Origin of the sequence: Pseudomonas putida (genome assembly GCF_002906855.1) — a bacterium.
In the GTDB taxonomy this organism is placed as follows: Bacteria; Pseudomonadota; Gammaproteobacteria; order Pseudomonadales; family Pseudomonadaceae; genus Aquipseudomonas; species Aquipseudomonas putida_N.
On the sequence record NZ_MINI01000038.1, the window covers coordinates 146838 to 170376 of the forward strand.

The window sequence follows — 23539 nt, forward strand, 5'->3', positions numbered from 1 at the left end:
ATCAAACCAAATTCGAACCGCCCGATTTTTCTAACCTGGCGATGGTTTTGAGGTCCCTATCACGTAGCTGCTGCGCCTTGCCAGCCAACTCCGCAACCATTCCGTACACACCTTTAGCGCCATTTCGATTCCACGCTTCATCCGAAAGCGCATCCTGAATCAGGCGGCCATCGGCGGTTGGATAGAAAAGCACCCGATGCAGATACTGCGCTTCTTCGGCGTTAACTTGGCGCAACGCCTCAGTTAAAGCCGCAAGCCTCTCGGGAAAACCAGTGGCGGTTTTTCCAGTCCGCCAATTGTACACGGTCTGACGAGACACGTTGAAGATCTGCGCGATGGAGCTATCTGACAACTTGAAGTCGCTCCTAAGCTCCTCGATTAAGGCCGGCGCTACGTCTTCGGTAACATTGGCATCCTGGCTGGTGTCCACCTCGGTCCAGGCACCAGCATGCACGCCATGAAAGCTCATGCCTGCTGAGCCGATAAGTTGTGGATAGGGCAGGGAGGCAGTCCCAGGAGCGACTACTACCGAAACGGCCAGCATCGCTGTGAAAGCAATCGCCAATACAGGGTTTGCTGTCGTGCTACCTACACGCGGAGCAATTTCAGGGTTTTCCCAAGTAGAAGATCTGCTTACAGCAGCCCCGGTAGGATCAATCCATTGCCCATTCATTGCTGTAGTCATTTCGCCTTCCCCCAAACCTCAAAGGCATGATCTTTCGCGACTGTCCTAAAAGCAAAGTTAGCAGTCTTATGCAAACCGTCGAGTCTCGTGCAGATCTCCTCGGTTCCCAGTCGTTCGGCTAACTGCAGCGGCCAATGCGCATCCGTATCGAGAAGAGCACCATTTTCGCTAACAGGCACAAATGCACCTTGCAGAGGAGCACCATGCTTGGATGAATTCCTCGATTGCTTAGCAATTTCGAAAACCATGGCCGGCTCGACCAAATCTTCCGGTATCCACATACCAGTCTGCCGCCAGCATCTGATGTGCAGATACTCCGGATCTAGATGGTAGGTGGTAGTAGAGATTCCAAGCTGCTCCTTGGGGACTTTCCCATGCGCCGCTAGCTCATCGCATTTAAGTGGGAGCATGGCTTCCGGAAGGTAGTCGGCTAGGGTCTCACCTTCAGCTGGTTCAATTTTATCGACGTACCGCATCCCGATAGCGGTGATATCCAATGCACCTGCTTGCCCTACCAGCGCCTCAATGCACTCACGGAAAAGCGCTAAGTGGTTATCAAAATGAAGATAATTTGTGCTTTGCAGGATCATGTGATCCATGGCCAGCACGCACGCGTAGTCAGCATCCCGATTAAGGAACGCCCAAGAATTCGGTTCTCCGCTGTGCATCACTCCAGGCGGCACGCCCTTGACCATCTGGAAGAAGCCCGGGAGGCTCTGACGGATCGTGTGCTGAATGTCTGGGATCAGCTTTGGCAGCTTAAGAATCGGGGCAAATCTGATTACGCTCAACGCATAGATAAGCGGCGCCCTTGCTAAGACCCCTTCGCGTTCTGACATGTTAACTCCTCCACCGCGCCCAACGAGGGACCGGATTCTACATCATTTGACAAATCCTTTGACAAGAACTGTATAGCAGGGCCTTTCGATTTGACAAGCGGTCCCCGTGAGGGATGGAGTGCAGAAAACGCCTCCATCAGGAGCTTACTCGTCATTCCAGAAAAGCCTCTACAGACACCATCGCTAAGCCTCTGAGGAAGCACGAATTTTTAATCAGTGAATCGCCCCTGGTTTCGTAGACACCTCCAAGCCTCATAATGAGGCCCAAATAGGAGGTGCCATGAGTCGTCAGCGTTACCCCGAAGAATTCAAGATCGAAGCCCTAAGCGTCGACACAGCAGTGCTATGCAGCTGTCTCCAGTAGAGTATGAGAAACGCTATTTCCTGAGCTTGGAGAGTGTCTAGGAAAGCAGGGGCGATTCATTCCGCATTTTGGAGAGTCCATTTTTTGAAGTGGACCTCTATTTAATGCGCATAAACTGTGTGTCACCACCACCCGCAGAAAATTTCGTCACGCCCCAGAATGGGAATTTGCATTCGGGGCGCACCACGATTCATCTCGTGCCAGAAGCCGCCTGCAGTGCAATCAATTGGCGAGCCAAGACTCGACTACCTCAGCGCCATACTCGTTTTTCCAGGCCTTAAGCGTACGCTGATTACCACCCTTGGTCTCAACAACCTCTCCGCTGTGTGGATTCTTGTAGACCTTTACTTCGCGTGGTTTCCGAGAGGTTTTTGGGGCCATATCAGTGGAAGCCACCGCTTGCGGATCGAGGATCAGCACCACTTGGCGCAGGCCGTAGCCATACTCGTTGAGCAAACTGCGCAGCTTCGTTTCAAATTCCATTTCCTGCTTCAGGGCAGAGTCATTTTTCAGCGCTTCCAGCTCCGCCAGTTGGGCTGCGAGCTGTTGTTCGAGCAGGCGGAATTCAGCGAGACGGGACATAAGATTCTCCAAAATGGGTTCGATGATTTTAGCAATCAAGAAAGAAAGCGTGCTAACTATCTTGATCCCACATGCCTGAATCGGCAATCACGAGGCTGAGCGATCGGTGTGGATAAAAACGTGATGGCTTCAGGATCGTCGATCTGGGCGGCTTCACTTGCGAGGTAATCGATCAGCTTTTTGCTTCTTACCCAAACGTACTGCCGGCAAGCCGCGTTTGGAATGGATGGCCCCGCAACGGGGCGAAACCTGGCCTCCCAAAGGTGCTTGAACGCCTCCCTGGTCGACTTCCCCAAATACACCGCAATCTCCGGTCCCAAGATATAGCCACGCCTGAATCTGTCGATGGCTTGAGGCTTAACCATCAATTGCGTACGCCGGCCTCGTTCGACAGCAGTGCTCCATAGCAGACCCAGTCGAACGAACGCGTATGCGCATTGTTCTTTGACGCCTAACAGCGCAGCAGCCTTGACTACCGACAGGCCGGGAAAGACCGGACTCTTGTTCTCAGCTCGGGCTTGTTGCCACGCTGCAAAATCTTGCGGCTTGAGTAACCACGCCCCTACCGCAACCGAGCCATTCTCAGCTGGGCCGTAAGCGCGAAGTTCACCTGCACGTATTGCCTGAACCAACTCGACCAACCCACCCCCCTTGGGCAGAGAATGCTTGGCCAAGTAGTTGATCGACACCAGGCTCTGGTCAGAGCTGGTAGGCAGCTTCTCATCAATCAATTCGTTGATCGAGCGGCAGTCAATCAGCCACCTTTCGCCTGGGCGCGGTTCTCCACCAAAGAACTGGAGGGTACCACCAGCTAGCAGCTGCCTAACCCGATTGCGACAGAGGCTTAGCAAAGTCGAGGTTTCTTTCATATCAGCCACGCCCTGGAGATGCTGCGAGATTGCCTTCAAATGATCCAGGTCCACGACCGTAAAGACTCGATCTTCATGGACCTTCTCCCGATAGGCGATTTGTCCCTCCTGATGAAGGCGTTTTATGACTGATACCCCGAGACCACAAGCTTCAGCAGCAGAATCGAACGACACCCAACGATGTCTCTCAATCGTCTCCTCACTCAAATTGCGATTTCGCTTCGCTAACGGTGCTTCCCACGCATGCTGCAGAAATGATTCGAACTCTCGACGAAGAAAGTCAAAACAAGAGTCATCCAGATCACGGTGGATGTCGTGGTATATCGGGCCGAACGATCTGCTGAGCGTCCAATGTTCGTTATCGGAATGGACTGCCTTGAGGCCACTCAGCAGTTCTCTGAATGCGAGAGGCCAGTTCATGAGAACCACGCCCGCCGCGTTTGCCATAAGCCGCGATATCTCTAGCGAACCCGAATCAGCAACCTTCAGCGGCTGGGTTCTTTCCGTAGGCAAACTTCTGACAGCGAGACGCGATGACAACTCGTGAAACTGTTCGTAGGTGAGGGCCGCCAATCCCGCGTCAGCTGGCAACGAGTCGGCGTAAAACCTATCTTCAAAGCCAGAGGTGAGCCAGGCGGCCGTATCACTCGCCGGCGCGATCTCAAAATTGGTCCCACTCAATGAGGTGCCACACGCTTGGCAACTATTCGCACTCATTGCGCTTGGATCGGTTTCCTTCAGACAGTTGGGGCACCGCCCGTGGAGTTCAGTGCCGTGGACAGAACACGTCGTAACCAGGGTCAAGCCCCAGCTTTCTCTCCAATAACCGGCTTCGCCCAAACAGATCGGACAGTAACGAGCGTGATGAGTCGTCCATAACTTGACCCCCTTGGGCCTTGGATCACGAAACTCAGCAGATACCGCAGGCCAGCTCAGTGGTCCTTCCATCATCTGCAGCCAGTCCGCAACATCGGTCTCGTCGGCTCGTGCAAAGGCGGTGAGCAGTTCCTTTCTGGGTAATCCGTTGGCTTTCGCCAGGCGCTGCAGGTACCCCAAAAGACTTTCGTCTTGGTGTGGTCGTGGGTTGATTAAAAGACCAAACATTCCTACACATCCATGAAATCGAAGACATAAAAATCAGGGGAGTAGAGCCGGGCCGATAAGCCCGGCCCTTGGCCGTCAGGTACTGCTCTCTTCGAACGTCTCAAACGGCTCCCGCTTCCCGAACAGAGGCTGGAAATTGAAGCTCGCACTGAAGGGGTTTCGATCCTCGGTGGCGTAGCTCCAAACCTCGTCTTCAAAAGCCTGGGCCAGCACAGGAAGTTCAATCCCGACAAGGTCCTGGACTTGAACCAGCCAAACAGCCCTGTCCACAATCTTGATGAGGTAGTCGATCAATCCATAGGAAGCCAGGTAGAAGCGTTTAATCATCGCTGGCTCTACAAAACTGATGGTTTGAACAGGCAGTTCGCCCTCGATTGCCTGCAACAACATCACGAAATGAAGAGACGTATTAGCGGAGAAGGTGAAGCGATCGTATGCCACCGTGGCCGAAAACCTGCGTCGCAGTTGCTCGTTTGCTAGCAGGAGATTTTCGGTGCGCTTCAGCCCAATCAGAACAAACGCGATACTGGTTTCATTCATCAGACTCTTGATCCAGTCTGCTGCCTCATACGCACCATTACGACGATAATCGACCAGGTGCTGCGCCTCATCGAGGACCAACATCTCCACGCCAAGGTTCTTCAGCAGCAGGACTACTCGCGCAAATTTAACCTCTGCCGAATGTCCTCGTGCCTCTGCGAAGGGATCCTTCAGCTCTGCCAAAATGGCTGCTGCCAGGTTCTTTTTGGTTGGAGACGAAGGCATCTCGACGAACAGAACTGTCCGCTTCTGTGGGTCATGGCTCTCCAATTCCTCCAATGACCGAATGTACTCCTTGACCAATGTGCTCTTGCCCACTCCGCTTGGACCTTGGATCAGCAACCCTTTACTTGCTCTGGTACGCCGACTATCGCCGTGGATATCGCCTAGTCGCGTCAACGCTCGCTCGACTTGAGGGCTGTGAATAAAACGATCGCGGAGCGTAAAGCTGTATTCACCATGCTCGTAGCATTCGTACAGATTGATGGCGTTCATGGCTTAGAACTCCCAGCAGGGCGACGAACCGAGACCTTGAAGGCTGCTGGCGGAATGTTAGGAATAGAGTCACCGGTCCATTCCACTTCAGCGAGTACCTTGGGTGGAGGCGTGCTTTCGGTCACTCGACCCTCCTTGTCGATTTTCGCTATGGCAGCTGCGCGTCGTTTTCTGAGCGTCTGCGAACGGCGGGCCTCGTCTGCATCTTCCATAATTTCCTGGTAGCACCTGTGCGTAGCCTCGAAGCTAGGCTGCTCATTATATTTTTCTCGCAGCGCTTTCTCGGCAGCCTTCCACACCTCCCTGCTCTTACCGGCCATTCGCTCATCTTTGGCGGGCACTTTGAAGAACAAGTTTCTGAAGCGGTCGTGAACCCAAACGTGCCCGGCTTCGTCTCGATAGCGGACGTTTACCTTTTCTCCGTCTGCCAAACGCATACGGAGCTCAGCAAGTTCCGTAGAGTGGTAGCCCACTTTGGCAACCTCGATGCCGTAATGGTGAACCTTCACCGAGGCCCGCTTGGCCAGAATGCACTCCAACGAGTCCAGGTCGACGGGAAGGCTGATGACATGGTTCGCCTCGCTAGTCCCCCAGACTTGAGCCGGTGTTCTGTTGTCCAGCCCCCGATGAGGAGTCTGGTGGTAACCATCGACGATCCATTTCACTACCACCGCCTCCAATTGAGGGAGCGTGAAACATGCATTCTTCTCCGAGTCGTAATCGCCACGCTGCTGGATATTCGAGAAGGTGGTACCCGGGAGGTTGTGGATAAGCCCCAGGTTCTGTGTGCTGAAAAAGCGTTCGACGGCACCTTTCCTTTGAGGGGCCCTTGAAGCGGGATACATGATCTCGATACCCAACTCGTTGAATCCCATGATGAGATCGCCCGCGTGAAATTCCGCTGCGTTGTCTGGGACTATTCGAGCCGGCAGCCCACGTGCCCACCATTCATTTCTCACTTTCGGAAAGCGCTTCAGCAATTCGGCTTTTGGACGGATTGAGCGTTCGATCACACGAAGCACGGTTTCCGTATTTGGCGCCGACAGGTGGAGCAAATATCCCATCACCATTCGAGAGAAGCGGTCGAGGACGATCGTCAGATAGGGGCGCCCAATGCACAGCCCCGAGGTTTCATCCACAAGCTGGACGTCCAACAAGGTGTGATCAATTTCCCAACGTTCCAAAATCTCATGGACACGTAGGACACCCGCCGCAACACGGTGCTTCTTGTCTGCTGCGTGTTTTCCGAGCCTCTCCTTATCCACAAGGTACGGATCCAGCTTGGCGATGTACCTTCGGACAGTCATTCCGCTTGGGATCTTGAGCTGATCCGAAGGCAAACGACTTTTGTTCCTCTCTTTTATCTGATCTTCGAATTCTGAAACGACCACGCTGACCGCTGGAATCGTATCCTGCAGGTAGGTTTTATTAATCACCCCTTCAAGAATAACTTCGAGCTCTCCCTGTATCGCGGCAGCCCGACCCTTTTTGGCATGCTGAGGGATAAGCTTTACTACGTTCTGGCCAATGTATTTGGCTGCCCAACGTCGAATAGTGGAAACCGAGGGTGCGCACGCATCCCCAATCTTTTTGGCGATATCTCTAAGTTTCTTGATCATGTCTTCGTCACCCGGTAGCTTGTATTTACCGCGCTTAGTTAGGTCGTCCAGATACTTGCGTCGACGCAATGCCTCATCTCCATGTTTTTTGGGGAAGCATGAAATATCTGGAGGGACGTTCCGCACATACGGAACCTTCCCAAGGTATGGCTGATCAGCGGAGATCTCGATCTCGCGCTTCTCGTAGGCCTCATAGAACTCCTTCTCGGATAGCTTCGTGGGCTCACCAAGCTCATCGAAAAAGAGCAGCTTCCGGTCAATAAGCCTCTTCTCAAGCACCATCAGTACGCCACGAACGATGACGACCAATTTCACCCTAAGGGAAAAGGTTTGCATGACGGTGCCCCCCTTGCAGGAAGACCGGGGAGTCAGTGTCAATTGACCTATCAAGGTCAATGCCCACCACCCCAAGGCCTAACAAGCGCCAGGCTTTCCCCTCACCAACCACGTAGAGCAGATCTGCAACGGTCATAGGCGGCCATTCGTTGAAGGTCGCCATTACCTCCTCCAACGCCTGATGCGAAAGCTCTGGACCGCGCCGGTGATACATCAGCCTTCTAAGATTGGTAGCCAGGGGCTCAGCTTCAATTAACTTTTCAGTGATCACCGAAAAGTTACGGGCAGTGGCGTTGAAGTAGCGCTCAGCGGCATCCAGTCGCTGCCTGACGCTGGCAATCTTCAGTCGGTCGTGAGGCTTCACTTCAAACCACCACTCGCGCCCATCCGCGAGGAAAACCTGTACGTCTGGGTAATATTTGAAGTAGCCCTGGAGCGATGGAACACGTTCCTCACTGGGCTGCGGGACGTAGCCGATGACCGCAGGAGACAGCTCAAGAAGCCGAAAAAGAGCGCCTTCGAGCTGGGACTCCCAGGGCACAGGCTTTTTATTTTTGAGCGATGGGAAGTAGCCGCGGTAATGGTTGGACCGCCGCGTGACCACCTTTCGTACTGTCATGAAACACCTCCGAAAATCTCGAAACGAGCGCCGACGCTGCGCCAAAAAATCAAGGCGCAGGGCGGGCGAAGTGAGGCCTTTCGACAGGCAACACTGTGCCGTCGAGTAACCTCGCTAAGGTCGAAAAAATGGGAGAGGATTGACAGTCGCTTCGAAAAAGCAGACATTGCGGGTTCTGAGGACGCAAGTCTGCTTCGCTAAGCGCGGTCAGTCCTCTCGGGATTGATCGCGTTTTTCTACATTTTCAGGTCTCCTTTTCTCTCATTGGTCATGACTCTCATGACTGATCAGAATCTAAAGCAATCGGCTTGCTCTCTTTATTTCTAAACGGCCACTTCGTGATCGCTGGAGCAATTTGGATCAGGTCTGAAGCTCTCGCTTCAAACAGCTGATTTGGCTGAAAATCTTCAGTGCAAAGCGGAAAAGTTGGTCATAGATCTTATTCCAACATCCCTTCGAAATCTACAAAAAATCCAAAATGGCAACTTCCACCAAATTCCATTTCCATACTAAATTGTTCAAATTAATACTTAACACGTACGCTTAATTAACTATTAAGGTGTTCAAATATTAGTTTTAAAGTCCTCTCAATCTCTCTGCTGCTCAGATCCGCCCGCCGACCCTCTCAGCACTTCCAGCGCCCCATCAAATCACTTCCTCAAATCCCCCCATCTGCATCATTTTCCAATGAGCGGAGTAGGGCGCCCCGGCAGGAATTCCAGGCAAAAAAAAGCCCGCGAAGGCGGGCTTGATGGTGACCGACAGGGGCCATGGTTGAAGCCCGGCCGGTCATCTATTTGTGAAAGCGTGCAGCTTTTCTGTGAACCTACACCAATCAGAAGTCCAGGTTCGATACCGACAGCGCATTGCTTTCGATGAAGTCACGGCGTGGCTCCACCGCGTCGCCCATCAGGGTATTGAAGATCTGGTCGGCGGCAATCGCGTCTTCGATGGTGACCTTGAGCATGCGGCGGACGGTTGGGTCCATCGTGGTTTCCCACAGCTGCTCCGGGTTCATCTCACCCAGACCTTTGTATCGCTGGATGGTGTGGCGCTTGGTGCTTTCGTTCATCAGCCAGTCGAGGGCTTCCTTGAACTCAGTAATTGCCTTGCGACGTTCACCGCGCTGCACGTAGGCACCTTCGCCGAGTAGGGTAGACAGCTTGGCACCCAGGGTCACCACCGAGCGGTAGTCGTTGCTGCCAAAGAAGTCACGGTTGAAGGTGACGTAGCTGGCCAGACCGTGGGAGGTAACTTCCACTTCCGGCAGCCAGACATTGCGCTCCTTGTCTTCGCGCAGGCTGGCCTGATAGACCAGGCCCGACTTCTGGCAGTTGCTCAGACGCTCCTGGAACTTCACCAGCCAGCCTTGCATCACGGCGTGGTCGCCCAGTTGCTCCAAAGTGACTTCCGGCAGGTAGATGAAGTGTTCGGTGAGGTCTTCCGGGTACAAGCGCGACAGGCGCTTGAGGGTCTTCATCACCGCGCGGAATTCATTCACCAGGGTTTCCAGCTGTACGCCGGAAACGGCTGGCGCCGATTCGTCCAGGTGCAGGCTGGCATCTTCCAGGGCCGATTGGGTCATGTATTCTTCCATGGCCTCGTCGTCCTTGATGTACTGCTCCTGCTTGCCCTTCTTGACCTTGTACAGCGGCGGCTGGGCGATGTAGATGTAGCCGCGCTCGACCAGCTCCGGCAGCTGACGGAAGAAGAAAGTCAGCAGCAGGGTACGGATGTGCGAACCGTCGACGTCAGCATCGGTCATGATGATGATGTTGTGATAACGCAGCTTGTCGATGTTGTACTCTTCGCGGCCGATACCGCAGCCCAGTGCAGTGATGAGCGTGCCCACTTCCTGGGAGGAGATCATCTTGTCGAAGCGCGCTTTCTCGACGTTGAGGATCTTACCCTTCAGTGGCAGGATCGCCTGGGTACGACGGTTACGGCCTTGCTTGGCCGAGCCGCCTGCGGAGTCACCCTCCACAAGGTACAGTTCGGAGAGGGCAGGGTCCTTCTCCTGGCAGTCGGCCAGTTTTCCCGGCAGGCCGGCGATATCCAGCGCGCCTTTGCGGCGAGTCATTTCACGGGCTTTACGCGCCGCTTCACGAGCACGGGCAGCGTCGATCATCTTGCCGACCACGGCCTTGGCTTCGTTCGGGTTTTCCAGCAGGAAGTCCGCGAAGTACTTGTTCATCTCTTGTTCCACGGCGGTTTTCACCTCCGAGGAGACCAGCTTGTCCTTGGTCTGCGAGCTGAACTTAGGATCCGGCACCTTCACCGAAATGATCGCGGTCAGGCCTTCACGGGCATCGTCACCGGTGGTGGCGACCTTGTTCTTCTTGGCCAGGCCTTCCTGCTCGATGTAGCTGTTCAGGCTACGGGTCAGCGAGGAGCGGAAACCGACCAGGTGAGTACCGCCGTCACGCTGTGGAATGTTGTTGGTGAAGCACAGCAGGTTTTCGTTGAAGCTGTCGTTCCACTGAAGGGCAATCTCGACACCCACGCCATCGTCACGCTGGATGTTGAAGTGGAAGACCTGCGAGTTGACCGGGGTCTTGTTGGTGTTGAGGTATTCAACGAATGCCTTCAAACCACCTTCGTACTTGAAGAACTCTTCCTTGCCCGAGCGCTCGTCCTTCAGCAGGATGCCGACACCCGAGTTGAGGAACGACAGCTCGCGAATCCGCTTTGCCAGGATGTCCCAGCTAAAGTGGATGTTCTTGAAGGTTTCAGCCGAAGGCTTGAAATGGATGTGGGTACCGGTGGTTTCGCTGTCACCGACGACGGCCATCGGCGCCTGAGGAACACCGTGAACGTAGGTCTGTTCCCAGATCTTGCCGCTGCGGCGAACAGTCAGCACCAGCTTCTCGGACAGGGCGTTAACTACCGAAACACCTACACCGTGCAGACCGCCGGATACCTTGTAGGAGTTGTCGTCGAATTTACCGCCGGCGTGCAGCACGGTCATGATGACCTCGGCTGCGGAAACGCCTTCTTCTTTATGCACGTCGACCGGAATGCCGCGACCGTTGTCGCGCACGCTGATGGATTCGTCCGTGTGGATGATGACGGTGATGTCATCGCAGTGACCGGCGAGGGCTTCGTCGATCGAGTTGTCGACCACCTCGAAGACCATGTGGTGCAGGCCGCTACCATCATCGGTGTCGCCAATGTACATGCCGGGACGCTTGCGTACGGCATCCAAACCTTTCAGCACTTTGATGCTGGAGGAGTCGTACGTTTGATTTTCGCTCATGCCTTCACTCCCGATGGTCGTGGGTCTGGGTGATACGGCCTTGTTCCACGTGGAACAAGGCAACTGGCGTTTCCGTTTGCCAGCCTTCCCTCAGTAATTCGTGATCTACACAGGTGATGAACACCTGGCAGCGTAATTCTTCAAGCAAGCGGCACAGCGCGCGGCGATGCTGGTCATCCAGCTCGGACGGCAGGTCGTCAACGAGATAAATACAGTGGCCGCGACGAGCCTGGCTGACGAGATGACCCTGGGCAATGCGCAGTGCGCACACCACCAGCTTTTGCTGACCACGCGACAAGATGTCGGCAGCGTTATTGGCAGCCAGACGAAGACGTAGATCAGCACGCTGCGGGCCGGCCTGGGTATGGCCCATCTGCTGATCGCGAAGGAGAGAGGAGGCGAGTACTTCTTGCAGTTCCCGGTCCTTGTCCCAGCCTCGGTAGTAGCTCAGGGTCAACCCGTCCAGCTCGACCAGCTCGCTCAGGGTTTGCTCGAAGACGGGCTTCAAGGCCTTGATGTAGTTGCGACGGTATTCATCTATTTCCGCGCTGGCCAGGCATAACTCCCGGTCCCAGGCGGCTTGCGAAGCTGGGTCAAGTGTACCATGCCGCAACCATGAGTTCCGCTGCCGCAGCGCCTTCTGCAGACGTTGCCAGGCTGGCAGGAACCGAGGTTCCACGTGAAACACACCCCAATCGAGAAACTGCCGGCGGATTTTCGGTGCGCCTTCCAGCAACCTAAAACTGTCCGGGTTGATCAGTTGCAGCGGCAACAGTTCAGCCAGTTGAGCGGCGCTCTTGGCATTCTGTCCGTCGATGCGGATAGTGAATTCGCCCGCCCGCTCCCTGGAGACGCCCAGATTACTCGTACCACCTTCAGCCAACTGAACTTCGCCAAATACGGTGCAGGCAGGCTGCTCATACTGTATGACCGGGTTCAGCCGCGTGCTGCGGAATGACCGAGCGAGGCCGAGAAGGTGCACGGCTTCGAGCACACTGGTCTTGCCGCTGCCGTTGGCGCCGTAGAGGATATTGATGCGGGGGGAAGGTGAGAGAGTCACCGGGTGCAGATTGCGCACCGCGGTGACCATGATACGTCGAAGGGACATTTCGCCTGCTACGGATTAGAGGCGCATCGGCATGACAACGTAGGAAGAATCGTCATTGCCAGCTTCCTGCAGCAGCGCACTGCTGTTGGAGTCAGACAGAATCAGACGAACTTGCTCGGTAGTCATAACGCCCAACACGTCCAGCAGATAGCTGACGTTGAAGCCGATCTCCAGCGAGCTACCTTCGTAGTCCACGCTGATCTCTTCTTCAGCTTCTTCCTGCTCAGGGTTGTTGGCCTGGATTTTCAGCTGGCCGGCGGCCAACTGCAGGCGAATACCGCGGTATTTCTCGTTGGAAAGAATAGCGGTACGGCTGAACGCTTCACGCAGCGCCTGGCGGTCACCGACGACCAGCTTGTCACCCCCTTTCGGCAGTACGCGTTCGTAGTCCGGGAACTTGCCGTCGACCAGTTTGGAGGTGAAGGTGAACTCACCAGTGGTCGCTCGGATGTGGTGCTGACCGAGCACGATGCTGACCATGCCTTCCGGATCAGTGAGCAGGCGCGCCAGCTCGAGAATACCTTTACGTGGAACGATGACCTGATGGCGATCATCCTGCTCGATCGGTGCGCTCATCGAGCACAGTGCAAGGCGGTGACCGTCGGTGGAAACCGCACGCAGGGTGTTGCGCGACACTTCCAGCAGCATACCGTTGAGGTAGTAACGCACGTCCTGCTGAGCCATGGCGAAGCTGGTGCGCTCGATCAGGCGGCGCAGTTTGCTCTGCTCCAGGTTGCAGGTCAGCGAACCCGGGCCTTCTTCAACGGTCGGGAAATCGTTGGCTGGCAGGGTCGACAAGGTGAAGCGACTACGGCCGGCTTTGACCAGGAGCTTCTGCTCATCGACCTTGATATCGATCAGAACGTCGTTCGGCAGGCTCTTGCAGATGTCCATCAGCTTGCGCGCAGGGACAGTGATCTCGCCTGGCTCGGCCGGCTCTTCCAGTTGCACGCGGCCAACCAGTTCGACTTCCAGGTCGGTACCGGTCAACGACAGCTGCTGGCCTTGCACGACCAGCAGGACGTTGGACAGCACCGGCAAGGTCTGGCGGCGCTCGACGACACCGGCGACCAGTTGCAGGGGTTTCAACAGGGCTTCGCGTTGAATGGTGAAATGCATGGTCTAGTCCCTTGCCTTCAATTAGCTGCGCTGACGACCATCAAGTCGTCAACGTCCGCAGCAGGTTCTTGTAGTCCTCGCGGATGTCCGCGTCGGATTCCTTCAATTCGTTGATCTTGCGGCAGGCGTGCAGCACGGTGGTGTGGTCGCGACCACCAAACATGTCGCCGATTTCCGGCAGACTGTGGTTGGTCAGCTCCTTCGACAGTGCCATGGCTACCTGACGCGGGCGCGCAACGGAGCGCGAACGGCGTTTGGACAACAGATCGGCGATCTTGATCTTGTAGTACTCGGCCACGGTGCGCTGAATGTTATCCACACTCACCAGCTTGTCCTGAAGCGCCAGCAGGTCCTTCAACGACTCGCGAATCAGCTCGATGGTGATGTCACGGCCCATGAAGTGCGAGTGAGCAATCACCCGCTTCAGGGCGCCTTCGAGTTCACGTACGTTGGAGCGAATGCGCTGGGCGATGAAAAACGCAGCATCATGCGGCAGCTCGACCTTGGCCTGGTCGGCCTTCTTCATCAGGATCGCCACGCGGGTTTCCAGTTCCGGTGGCTCGACAGCTACCGTCAGGCCCCAGCCGAAGCGCGACTTCAGGCGTTCTTCCAGGCCTTCGATCTCCTTCGGGTAACGGTCGCTGGTGAGAATCACCTGCTGGCCGCCCTCGAGCAAGGCGTTGAAGGTGTGGAAGAACTCTTCCTGTGAACGCTCTTTACGGGCGAAGAACTGGATGTCGTCGATCAGCAGCGCATCGACCGAGCGGTAGAAGCGCTTGAATTCATTGATTGCGTTGAGCTGCAGCGCCTTGACCATGTCCGCGACGAAGCGCTCGGAATGCAGGTACACGACCTTGGCATTCGGGTTCTTCTTCAGCAGGTGGTTACCCACAGCATGCATCAGGTGGGTCTTACCCAGGCCCACGCCACCATAAAGGAACAGCGGGTTGTAACCATGCTTCGGGTTGTCGGCGACCTGCCAGGCCGCAGCGCGGGCCAGTTGGTTCGACTTACCTTCGACAAAGGTCTCGAAGGTAAAGGTGCGGTTCAGATAGCTGGTGTGCTTGAGCGCGCCTTCCACCTGGACCGTGCGCTGCTCGGTGCGGCTGCCAGCAACCGGAGCCGAACTGCTGTCGCCCATGCCATCGAAGCTGTCACGCGAAGCCGGCTCAGCAGCTTCATTCACCTGCGCCGGTTCAGCTACTGGCGCCTGAACCGGCTCGGCAACGGCAACGGCCGCAGGCGCAGTGGCCTGTTGGGTCTGGCTGTGTGCAAGCGAAGCCGCGACTGCAGCACTGACTGGGGCATTGGGTGCAGCACGTGGCGCAGAGCTGCGACGGCTGCCTATTAACAAGGAAAGGGCTGGCGCCATGCCGCTGCCGTTTTCACCCAACAGTTCGAGCAGACGGCCAAGGTACTTTTCATTCACCCAATCGAGCACGAAACGGTTAGGCGCATAGACGCGCAACTCGTCGCCTTCGGCTTCGACCTGTAGCGGACGGATCCAGGTGTTGAATTGCTGGGCAGGCAGTTCATCGCGCAGAAGCTCCACGCACTGCTGCCAAAGTTCCACTGACACGGATATCCCCTGAGTTGAAAGCCGGATGAGGCAAAAACAAACCGCCATTGTACCGGTCGAGCGATCAGTTATCCACATGTGGAAACATTCTGAGCCATGACAAAACAGCCATTTAGCGGCAAAAACGTCTTCCAACCTCTGTGAATAAGGTCTGTGGATAACCGACCATGAGGGCTATGCACAACCCTGGACCCAACCCTGTTGATAACTCACCGGTGGATAAAGAGCCTTTCTATCCACAGGCTTTCCGCACGTCCGACACAAGCGCAGCACCTGTTACCGACAAGGTTTTAAATCTCTGTACATCGCGAAATTCATAGGCTGCATGATGTTATCCACAGAAAGTTATCCACCTAAGAGTTATAAGTTCTTCAGAAAAGCTTTTTATATGTCTCTTCTTTTTTATCATTTTGTCGTCCGCCTGCCTGCCTGATCAACCCACCCTGGCATCCAGCGGTCAGGGCGCGTTCTATAAGGAAAGGCTGGTTGGAAATTGACCTATGGGCTTGCTTTCTCTAGAATCGCCGATCTCTTAAAAAGGGGGCCATTCCGGCCCGTAGTCGACAAACCAGGTAACAACGCCATGAAACGTACTTTCCAACCAAGCACCATCAAGCGCGCTCGCACCCACGGCTTCCGTGCCCGTATGGCTACCAAGAACGGCCGCGCTGTTCTGTCGCGTCGTCGTGCCAAAGGCCGTAAGCGTCTGGCCATTTGATTTTTCGGCACAGGTGGTGAGTCAGGACTTCAGTCGGGAAAAGCGACTGCTTACACCCCGGCACTTCAAAGCGGTCTTCGACTCCCCAACCGGCAAGGTTCCAGGGAAAAACCTGCTGATCCTTGCTCGCGAGAACGGCCTGGATCACCCGCGCCTCGGCCTGGTGATCGGCAAGAAGAGCGTCAAGCTCGCCGTTCAACGCAACCGCCTCAAGCGCTTGATGCGCGATTCCTTCCGGCTCAACCAGCAATTGCTGGGTGGCCTGGATATAGTGATCGTCGCGCGCAAGGGATTGGGTGAGATAGAAAACCCGGAATTGCACCAACACTTTGGCAAGCTCTGGAAACGCCTGGCGCGCAGCCGGCCAACTCCAGCGGCAAACGCCGATTCCGCAGGGGTAGACAGTCAAAATGCGTAAACTGGCCCTCGTTCCGATCCAGTTTTACCGTTACGCCATCAGTCCCCTGATGGCCAACCACTGTCGTTTCTACCCCAGTTGCTCCTGTTACGCTCTTGAAGCCATTGAGAACCATGGCCTCTTGCGTGGCGGGTGGCTAGCCGTTCGTCGCCTGGGGCGTTGTCATCCGTGGAACGACGGCGGTTTCGATCCCGTTCCCCCCGCTCCTTCCTCCCGAACTTCTTCGATAGCCGAGTAATCATGGATATTAAACGCACGATCCTGATCGTCGCCCTGGCAATCGTGTCCTACGTCATGGTCCTCAAGTGGAACGAGGACTACGGCCAGGCTGCCCTGCCGACTCAGAATACTGCTGCCAGCACTGTCGCTCCGGCCTTGCCGGATGGTGTGCCGGCCGGTACCGCCAGCGCCGATGTGCCGAGCGCCAATGCCGAATCCAGCCCTGCCGAACTGGCTCCGGCCGCGGTCAGCAAGGATCTGATCCGGATCAAGACCGATGTCCTGGAACTGGCTATCGATCCGGTCGGTGGTGACATCGTCCAGCTGAACCTGCCGAAATACCCACGCCGTCAGGACCATCCGGACATTCCGTTCCAGTTGTTCGACAACGGTGGCGAGCGTATCTACCTGGCACAGAGCGGCCTGACCGGCGCCAACGGCCCGGATGCCCGTTCGTCGGGTCGTCCGCTGTACGCTGCCGAGCAGAAGAGCTACCAGCTGGCTGATGGCCAGGACCAACTGGTCGTCGACCTGAAGTTCAGCGACAACGGCGTCAACTACATCAAGCGCTTCAGCTTCAAGCGCGGTGAATACGACCTGACCGTCAGCTACCTGATCGACAACCAGAGCGGCCAGGCCTGGAACGGCAACATGTTTGCCCAGCTCAAGCGTGACGCCAGTTCCGATCCATCGTCGAGCACCGCCACCGGCACCGCGACCTACCTGGGCGCCGCTATGTGGACGGCTTCCGAGCCTTACAAAAAGGTCTCGATGAAGGATATCGACAAAGGTAGTTTGAAAGAAAATGTGTCGGGCGGCTGGGTTGCCTGGCTGCAGCACTACTTCGTGACAGCCTGGATTCCGGCGAAGTCGGACAACAATGTTGTCCAGACGCGCAAGGACAGCCAGGGCAACTACATCATTGGCTACACCGGCCCGGCCCTCAGTGTTCCTGCTGGCGGCAAGGTCGAAACCAGCGCCATGCTGTATGCCGGTCCAAAGATCCAGTCCAAGCTGAAAGAGTTGTCCCCAGGCCTGGAACTGACCGTCGATTACGGCTTCCTGTGGTTTATCGCCCAGCCTATCTTCTGGCTGCTGCAACATATCCACAGTCTGCTGGGTAACTGGGGCTGGTCGATCATCGTGCTGACCATGCTCATCAAGGGCCTGTTCTTCCCACTGTCGGCTGCCAGCTACCGCTCGATGGCGCGCATGCGTGCCGTGGCACCGAAGCTCGCCGCACTGAAGGAACGCTTCGGTGACGATCGCCAGAAGATGTCCCAGGCGATGATGGAGCTGTACAAGAAAGAGAAGATCAACCCGCTGGGCGGCTGCTTGCCGATCCTGGTGCAGATGCCAGTGTTCCTGTCCCTCTACTGGGTACTGCTGGAAAGCGTCGAGATGCGCCAGGCCCCATGGATGCTGTGGATCACCGACCTGTCGATCAAGGATCCGTTCTTCATCCTGCCGATCATCATGGGCGCCACCATGTTCATCCAGCAGCGTCTGAACCCGACACCTCCGGATCCGATGCAGGCCAAGGTGATGAAAATGATGCCGATCATCTTCACCTTCTTCTTCCTGTGGTTCCCGGCTGGTCTCGTGCTGTACTGGGTTGTGAACAACTGCCTGTCGATCACTCAGCAGTGGTACATCACCCGCCGTATCGAAGCAGCCACCAAAAAAGCTGCTGCTTGACGGGCTACTGCGCTAGCCTGTGAATAAAAACGCCCCCTCGGGGGCGTTTTTGCTATCTGTCGTTTTTGTCGTAGAGGCTTTCGAGCATGAACACTGTGCGTGAAACCATCGCCGCCATCGCCACTGCCCAGGGCCGCGGAGGCGTCGGTATCGTGAGGTTGTCCGGCCCATTGGCGAGCAAGGCGGGGCAGCTGATTACCGGCCGAACGCTGGCGCCACGCCACGCCCACTACGGGCCATTCCGCGACGAGGAAGGCCTGGTGCTGGATGAAGGCATCGCGCTGTACTTCCCAGGTCCCAACTCGTTCACGGGTGAAGATGTACTCGAGCTGCAGGGGCATGGCGGCCCTGTGGTCCTGGATATGCTGCTGCAGCGGTGTGTACAACTGGGCTGCCGTCTGGCGCGTCCGGGCGAGTTCAGCGAGCGTGCTTTCCTCAACGACAAGCTCGACCTGGCCCAGGCCGAAGCCATTGCTGACCTGATTGAAGCAAGCTCCAGCCAGGCTGCGCGCAATGCCTTGCGCTCACTGCAGGGTGAGTTCTCCAAGCGTGTGCATAGCCTGACAGAGGCGTTGATTGCCCTGCGCATCTACGTCGAGGCTGCGATCGACTTTCCTGAAGAGGAAATCGACTTCCTTGCCGATGGCCATGTGTTGTCGATGCTCGATGCGGTGCGCAGCGAGTTATCCACCGTGCAGCGCGAGGCCGGGCAGGGCGCCTTGCTGCGTGACGGCATGACAGTGGTCATCGCCGGCCGGCCAAATGCCGGCAAATCGAGCCTGCTGAACCAGCTGGCGGGGCGTGAGGCAGCTATCGTTACTGATATCGCCGGCACCACCCGGGACATCCTGCGCGAACATATTCACATCGACGGCATGCCACTGCATGTGGTTGATACAGCCGGCCTGCGGGATACCGACGACCATGTGGAAAAGATCGGCGTGGAACGCGCGCTAAAGGCCATTGGCGAGGCCGATAGAGTGCTGCTGGTGGTCGACTCCACCGCCCCCGAGGCCAGTGATCCGTTCGCCTTGTGGCCTGAGTTTCTCGACCAGCGGCCAGACCCGGGCAAGGTCACACTGATTCGCAACAAGGCCGATCTCAGCGGTGAGCGGGTAGACCTGAAACAATGCGACGACGGTCACGTCACCATCACCCTGAGCGCCAAGGGTGACGACCAGGGGCTGCAACTGCTGCGTGATCATCTCAAGGCCTGCATGGGTTATGAACAGACCGCCGAGAGCGGTTTCAGCGCCCGCCGGCGCCACCTCGATGCCTTGCGCCAGGCCAGTTCGCACCTGGAGCATGGTCGCGCACAGTTGACCCTGGCTGGCGCGGGTGAACTGCTGGCCGAGGACTTGCGTCAGGCGCAGCAGGCGCTCGGTGAGATCACCGGTGCGTTCAGTTCCGATGATCTGCTGGGGCGGATCTTCTCCAGTTTCTGCATCGGCAAGTAATCCACAGCTAGCTAAAACCTAGGCCGCTCCTCCGGGAGCGGCTTTTTTTTGCCTGCAATTTATCCACTCGTCGGATCTTTCAAATACCACCCCACCTCTGTCGGAGCGGCTTATCCGCGAAGAGGCCCGTTCAGGCATAGGGAAATCTATCCACAAATACAAATACCCTGCTCAGGAGCCCTGTGGAAAACCCGCCTTCAGCTCCGTTGATAAGCAGGCTTTTTTTCTGAGGACAAATCCTCCTGTGGGTAAACAGGCATTTAATCCACAGGCTAAAGGACGTTATCCATAACCCTCATGGTGGGTAAGCCACAGGGTTCAATTTCTCTGTACACCATGTATATATTGGCCTACAGAATCTTATCCACAGAGAAGGCTGTGCATAAGAATAAACATAAAAACAAAGCTTTTTTAAATTTCTCTTCTTTGATTCTGTTGTCTGCCACTCATCCACAGACTGGTCAAAATTTGCTCAGACGGTTCCTTTAGAGGGGGTGAAGTCCCTATACTTGTCGGCTTACCTTCTCTATTCGCAAAAACAGGCACGAGGTGCGTGGTGGATTTCCCTTCCCGTTTTGAAGTGATCGTCATCGGCGGCGGCCATGCCGGTACCGAGGCTGCGCTTGCGTCAGCACGCATGGGTGTGAAAACCCTGCTGTTGACCCATAACGTGGAAACCCTCGGTCACATGAGCTGCAACCCCGCCATTGGTGGCATCGGCAAAAGCCATCTGGTCAAAGAGATCGATGCACTCGGCGGCGCCATGGCGCTGGCCACCGACAAGAGCGGCATCCAGTTCCGCATCCTGAACAACCGCAAGGGCCCGGCCGTACGCGCCACCCGTGCGCAAGCCGACCGCGCCATCTACAAGGCGGTGGTACGCGAGATCCTGGAAAACCAGCCGAACCTGTGGATATTCCAGCAGTCCTGCGACGACCTGATCGTCGAACAGGACCAGGTCAAAGGTGTGGTGACCCAGATGGGTCTGCGCTTCTTCGCCGAATCCGTGGTGCTGACCACCGGTACGTTCCTTGGTGGCCTTATCCACATCGGTCTGGAGAACCATTCCGGTGGTCGCGCCGGTGATCCGCCTTCGATCGCTTTGGCTCACCGCATGCGTGAACTGCCGCTGCGCGTCGGCCGCCTGAAGACCGGTACTCCACCGCGTATCGATGGGCGTTCCGTAGACTTTTCGGTCATGACCGAGCAGCCAGGCGACACTCCGATCCCGGTGATGTCGTTCATGGGCAATGCTGAGATGCACCCGCGCCAGGTGAGCTGCTGGATTACTCACACCAACGCCCGCACCCACGAGATCATTGCCTCGAATCTTGACCGTTCGCCGATGTACTCGGGTGTGATCGAAGGTGTCGGCCCGCGCTATTGCCCGTCGATCGAAGACAAGATCCACCGCTTCGCCGACAAGGAAAGCCACCAGGTGTTCATCGAGCCGGAAGGCCTGACCACCCACGAGCTGTATCCCAACGGTATTTCCACTTCGCTGCCATTCGATGTGCAGCTGGAGCTGGTGCGCTCGATCCGCGGCATGGAAAACGCCCATATCGTCCGCCCGGGCTACGCCATCGAGTACGACTATTTCGACCCGCGTGACCTGAAGTACAGCCTCGAGACCAAAGTCATCGGTGGCCTGTTCTTCGCCGGCCAGATCAACGGCACCACCGGCTACGAAGAAGCCGGCGCCCAGGGCCTGCTGGCCGGGACCAACGCCGCGCTGCGTGCGCAAGGCCGCGAAAGTTGGTGCCCGCGCCGCGACGAGGCGTACATCGGTGTACTGGTCGACGACCTGATTACCCTGGGTACCCAGGAGCCGTATCGCATGTTCACTTCGCGCGCCGAATACCGGCTGATCCTGCGTGAAGACAACGCCGACCTGCGCCTGACCGAGAAAGGTCGCGAGCTCGGCCTGATCGATGACGATCGCTGGGCGGCGTTCTGTGCCAAGCGCGACGGCATCGAGCGGGAAGAGCAGCGCCTGAAGTCGACCTGGGTGCGCCCGAACACCGAGCAAGGCCAAGCCATTGTGGATAAGTTCGGTACCCCGCTGGCCCACGAGTACAGCCTGCTCAACCTGCTGGCCCGTCCAGAGATCGACTATGCCGGGCTGATCGAAGCGACCGGCGGTGCAGAAATCGATCCACAGGTTGCCGAACAGGTCGAGATCAAGACCAAGTACGCCGGTTACATCGACCGCCAGCAGGACGAGATTGCCCGCCTGCGCGCCAGTGAAGACACCCGCCTGCCTGTGGATATCGACTACACCACGATTTCCGGGCTGTCGAAGGAAATCCAGGGCAAGCTCGGCCAGACCCGTCCAGAGACCCTGGGCCAGGCTTCGCGCATCCCCGGCGTTACTCCGGCGGCGATTTCCCTGTTGCTGATTCATCTGAAAAAACGCGGCGCTGGCCGCGAATTGGAGCAAAGCGCTTGAGTTCCCTGGTCACCCCGCAACACGCCGACGAGTTGTCCACAGGTGCGCGCCAGCTTGATGTCGAGCTGAGCGCCGAGCAGCACGAAAAGCTGCTGGGCTACCTGGCCCTGTTGATCAAATGGAACAAAGCCTACAACCTCACTGCCGTGCGCGACCCGGATGAGATGGTTTCCCGCCATCTGCTCGACAGCCTCAGTGTCATGTCGTTTATCCACAGCGAGCGTGACAACTGGCTGGATGTTGGCAGCGGCGGTGGTATGCCTGGGATTCCTTTGGCTATCCTGCATCCGCACAAGCAGGTGACGGTGCTGGACGCCAACGGCAAGAAGACGCGCTTCCTGACCCAGGTGAAGATGGAGCTGAAACTGGACAACCTCACGGTTATCCACAGCCGGGTCGAAGCCTTCCAGCCGTCGCTACCGTTCAGCGGCATCATCTCCCGCGCCTTCAGCAGCATGGAGAACTTCACCAACTGGACCCGCCATCTGGGCGACACCGGGACGCAATGGCTTGCAATGAAGGGGCTGCATCCTGCCGATGAACTGGTAGCATTGCCCGCAGACTTCACAGTAGAAAGCGAGCAGGCCCTGACCGTTCCAGGTTGCCAGGGCCAGCGCCATCTGCTGATACTGCGCCGCAAGGCTTGATTGGGAACACACGCAACAATGGCTAAGGTATTCGCAATCGCGAACCAGAAAGGTGGTGTCGGCAAGACCACCACCTGTATCAACCTCGCAGCATCGCTGGCCGCGACCAAGCGTCGTGTGCTGCTGATCGACCTCGATCCGCAGGGCAACGCGACCATGGGCAGCGGTGTGGACAAACACGAACTCGAGCATTCGGTCTATGACCTGCTGATCGGGGAATGCGACCTTGCCCAGGCCATGCACTATTCCGAGCATGGCGCCTACCAGCTGCTGCCGGCCAACCGCGACCTGACCGCCGCGGAAGTGGTGCTGCTGGAAATGCAGGTCAAGGAAAGCCGCCTGCGCAACGCGCTGGCGCCGATCCGCGAAAACTACGATTTCATCCTCATCGACTGCCCGCCGTCGCTGTCGATGCTGACGCTCAACGCCTTGGTCGCTTCCGATGGCGTAATTATCCCGATGCAGTGCGAGTACTACGCACTGGAAGGTCTCAGCGACCTTGTGGATAACATCAAGCGCATCGCAGCGCGGTTGAACCCGCAGCTGAAGATCGAAGGCCTGCTGCGGACCATGTACGATCCGCGCCTGAGCCTGAACAACGATGTGTCGGCGCAGCTCAAGGAACACTTCGGCGAGCAACTGTACGACACGGTCATTCCGCGCAACATCCGCCTGGCCGAGGCCCCGAGCTTCGGCATGCCGGCGCTGGCGTACGACAAGCAATCGCGTGGCGCACTGGCCTATCTGGCCCTGGCCGGGGAACTGGTACGCCGTCAACGCCGTCAATCTCGCACTGCACAAACAACTTAAGGAATCCGC

The 23539-nt window shown here is 56.8% G+C and carries 19 protein-coding genes; 8 read left to right on the forward strand and 11 right to left on the reverse strand.

What is annotated here, in order from left to right:
- Nucleotide 1 precedes the first annotated feature (1 nt).
- The 11 genes from BGP85_RS13130 to dnaA form a co-directional block, all read right to left on the reverse strand.
- The gene (locus tag BGP85_RS13130; RefSeq protein ID WP_126404318.1) at nucleotides 2–685 is read right to left on the reverse strand and encodes a transcriptional regulator; all 684 of its coding nucleotides are present in this window, start codon (nucleotides 683–685) and stop codon (nucleotides 2–4) included.
- The gene (locus BGP85_RS13135; RefSeq protein ID WP_010951432.1) at nucleotides 682–1524 is read right to left on the reverse strand and encodes a TIGR04255 family protein; all 843 of its coding nucleotides are present in this window, start codon (nucleotides 1522–1524) and stop codon (nucleotides 682–684) included. The genes BGP85_RS13130 and BGP85_RS13135 overlap by 4 nt, the downstream gene beginning before the upstream one ends.
- 586 nt (nucleotides 1525–2110) lie before the next feature.
- On the reverse strand, nucleotides 2111–2470 hold the full coding sequence (locus BGP85_RS13140) for a histone-like nucleoid-structuring protein, MvaT/MvaU family (RefSeq protein ID WP_010951431.1): 360 nt from the start codon (nucleotides 2468–2470) through the stop codon (nucleotides 2111–2113).
- A 56-nt stretch (nucleotides 2471–2526) separates the two neighbouring features.
- Nucleotides 2527–4443 (reverse strand): TniQ family protein, encoded by a 1917-nt coding sequence (locus tag BGP85_RS13145; protein ID WP_010951430.1) that lies wholly within the window; start codon nucleotides 4441–4443, stop codon nucleotides 2527–2529.
- Nucleotides 4444–4518: 75 nt separating this feature from the next.
- Nucleotides 4519–5478 carry a TniB family NTP-binding protein gene (locus BGP85_RS13150; protein ID WP_010951429.1) on the reverse strand — a complete coding sequence of 320 codons (960 nt, stop codon included), beginning with the start codon at nucleotides 5476–5478 and terminating at the stop codon, nucleotides 4519–4521.
- Entirely contained in the window at nucleotides 5475–7433 is a 1959-nt protein-coding gene (locus BGP85_RS13155; protein WP_016497347.1) for a DDE-type integrase/transposase/recombinase, read from the reverse strand. The genes BGP85_RS13150 and BGP85_RS13155 overlap by 4 nt, the downstream gene beginning before the upstream one ends.
- A complete protein-coding gene (locus tag BGP85_RS13160; RefSeq protein ID WP_011953077.1) occupies nucleotides 7414–8052 on the reverse strand; it encodes a TnsA endonuclease N-terminal domain-containing protein in 639 nt (212 codons plus the stop codon). Before BGP85_RS13160 ends, BGP85_RS13155 begins: the two co-directional genes overlap by 20 nt.
- A gap of 835 nt (nucleotides 8053–8887) precedes the next feature.
- Nucleotides 8888–11308, reverse strand: coding sequence for a DNA topoisomerase (ATP-hydrolyzing) subunit B (gyrB, locus tag BGP85_RS13165; protein WP_103448387.1), 2421 nt, complete (start codon nucleotides 11306–11308; stop codon nucleotides 8888–8890).
- Between the two features lie 4 nt (nucleotides 11309–11312).
- Nucleotides 11313–12416 (reverse strand): DNA replication/repair protein RecF, encoded by a 1104-nt coding sequence (gene recF / locus BGP85_RS13170; protein ID WP_103448388.1) that lies wholly within the window; start codon nucleotides 12414–12416, stop codon nucleotides 11313–11315.
- A gap of 15 nt (nucleotides 12417–12431) precedes the next feature.
- Nucleotides 12432–13535 carry a DNA polymerase III subunit beta gene (gene dnaN, locus BGP85_RS13175; RefSeq protein WP_015268408.1) on the reverse strand — a complete coding sequence of 368 codons (1104 nt, stop codon included), beginning with the start codon at nucleotides 13533–13535 and terminating at the stop codon, nucleotides 12432–12434.
- Nucleotides 13536–13575: 40 nt separating this feature from the next.
- Nucleotides 13576–15114 (reverse strand): chromosomal replication initiator protein DnaA, encoded by a 1539-nt coding sequence (gene dnaA, locus BGP85_RS13180; RefSeq protein ID WP_103448389.1) that lies wholly within the window; start codon nucleotides 15112–15114, stop codon nucleotides 13576–13578.
- A gap of 583 nt (nucleotides 15115–15697) precedes the next feature.
- Here dnaA and rpmH point away from each other — a divergent pair.
- The 8 genes from rpmH (at nucleotide 15698) to BGP85_RS13220 (ending at nucleotide 23530) form a co-directional block, all read left to right on the forward strand.
- Nucleotides 15698–15832 (forward strand): 50S ribosomal protein L34, encoded by a 135-nt coding sequence (rpmH, locus tag BGP85_RS13185; protein WP_003253163.1) that lies wholly within the window; start codon nucleotides 15698–15700, stop codon nucleotides 15830–15832.
- Between the two features lie 13 nt (nucleotides 15833–15845).
- Nucleotides 15846–16250 (forward strand): ribonuclease P protein component, encoded by a 405-nt coding sequence (gene rnpA / locus BGP85_RS13190; RefSeq protein WP_082433472.1) that lies wholly within the window; start codon nucleotides 15846–15848, stop codon nucleotides 16248–16250.
- Nucleotides 16243–16488: a membrane protein insertion efficiency factor YidD gene (gene yidD / locus BGP85_RS13195; RefSeq protein ID WP_079230263.1), complete on the forward strand. Its 246-nt coding sequence runs from the start codon at nucleotides 16243–16245 to the stop codon at nucleotides 16486–16488. The genes rnpA and yidD overlap by 8 nt, the downstream gene beginning before the upstream one ends.
- 2 nt (nucleotides 16489–16490) lie before the next feature.
- Nucleotides 16491–18167, forward strand: a complete 1677-nt coding sequence (gene yidC / locus BGP85_RS13200; protein ID WP_103448390.1) for a membrane protein insertase YidC — start codon at nucleotides 16491–16493, stop codon at nucleotides 18165–18167.
- 86 nt (nucleotides 18168–18253) lie between these two features.
- Nucleotides 18254–19624 (forward strand): tRNA uridine-5-carboxymethylaminomethyl(34) synthesis GTPase MnmE, encoded by a 1371-nt coding sequence (gene mnmE, locus BGP85_RS13205; protein WP_103448391.1) that lies wholly within the window; start codon nucleotides 18254–18256, stop codon nucleotides 19622–19624.
- A gap of 556 nt (nucleotides 19625–20180) precedes the next feature.
- Nucleotides 20181–22073 (forward strand): tRNA uridine-5-carboxymethylaminomethyl(34) synthesis enzyme MnmG, encoded by a 1893-nt coding sequence (gene mnmG / locus BGP85_RS13210; protein WP_103448392.1) that lies wholly within the window; start codon nucleotides 20181–20183, stop codon nucleotides 22071–22073.
- Nucleotides 22070–22720, forward strand: coding sequence for a 16S rRNA (guanine(527)-N(7))-methyltransferase RsmG (rsmG, locus tag BGP85_RS13215; protein ID WP_103448393.1), 651 nt, complete (start codon nucleotides 22070–22072; stop codon nucleotides 22718–22720). The genes mnmG and rsmG overlap by 4 nt, the downstream gene beginning before the upstream one ends.
- Nucleotides 22721–22738: 18 nt before the next feature.
- Entirely contained in the window at nucleotides 22739–23530 is a 792-nt protein-coding gene (locus BGP85_RS13220) for a ParA family protein (protein ID WP_060507762.1), read from the forward strand.
- Nucleotides 23531–23539 lie beyond the last annotated feature (9 nt).

Coding starts and splice junctions, on each gene's coding strand:
- BGP85_RS13130 (WP_126404318.1), bottom strand. CDS start 685: ATGACTACAGCAATGAATGGGCAATGGATTGATCCTACCGGGGCTGCT.
- BGP85_RS13135 (WP_010951432.1), bottom strand. CDS start 1,524: ATGTCAGAACGCGAAGGGGTCTTAGCAAGGGCGCCGCTTATCTATGCG.
- BGP85_RS13140 (WP_010951431.1), bottom strand. CDS start 2,470: ATGTCCCGTCTCGCTGAATTCCGCCTGCTCGAACAACAGCTCGCAGCC.
- BGP85_RS13145 (WP_010951430.1), bottom strand. CDS start 4,443: ATGTTTGGTCTTTTAATCAACCCACGACCACACCAAGACGAAAGTCTT.
- BGP85_RS13150 (WP_010951429.1), bottom strand. CDS start 5,478: ATGAACGCCATCAATCTGTACGAATGCTACGAGCATGGTGAATACAGC.
- BGP85_RS13155 (WP_016497347.1), bottom strand. CDS start 7,433: ATGCAAACCTTTTCCCTTAGGGTGAAATTGGTCGTCATCGTTCGTGGC.
- BGP85_RS13160 (WP_011953077.1), bottom strand. CDS start 8,052: ATGACAGTACGAAAGGTGGTCACGCGGCGGTCCAACCATTACCGCGGC.
- gyrB (WP_103448387.1), bottom strand. CDS start 11,308: ATGAGCGAAAATCAAACGTACGACTCCTCCAGCATCAAAGTGCTGAAA.
- recF (WP_103448388.1), bottom strand. CDS start 12,416: ATGTCCCTTCGACGTATCATGGTCACCGCGGTGCGCAATCTGCACCCG.
- dnaN (WP_015268408.1), bottom strand. CDS start 13,535: ATGCATTTCACCATTCAACGCGAAGCCCTGTTGAAACCCCTGCAACTG.
- rpmH (WP_003253163.1), top strand. CDS start 15,698: ATGAAACGTACTTTCCAACCAAGCACCATCAAGCGCGCTCGCACCCAC.
- yidD (WP_079230263.1), top strand. CDS start 16,243: ATGCGTAAACTGGCCCTCGTTCCGATCCAGTTTTACCGTTACGCCATC.
- yidC (WP_103448390.1), top strand. CDS start 16,491: ATGGATATTAAACGCACGATCCTGATCGTCGCCCTGGCAATCGTGTCC.
- mnmE (WP_103448391.1), top strand. CDS start 18,254: ATGAACACTGTGCGTGAAACCATCGCCGCCATCGCCACTGCCCAGGGC.
- BGP85_RS13220 (WP_060507762.1), top strand. CDS start 22,739: ATGGCTAAGGTATTCGCAATCGCGAACCAGAAAGGTGGTGTCGGCAAG.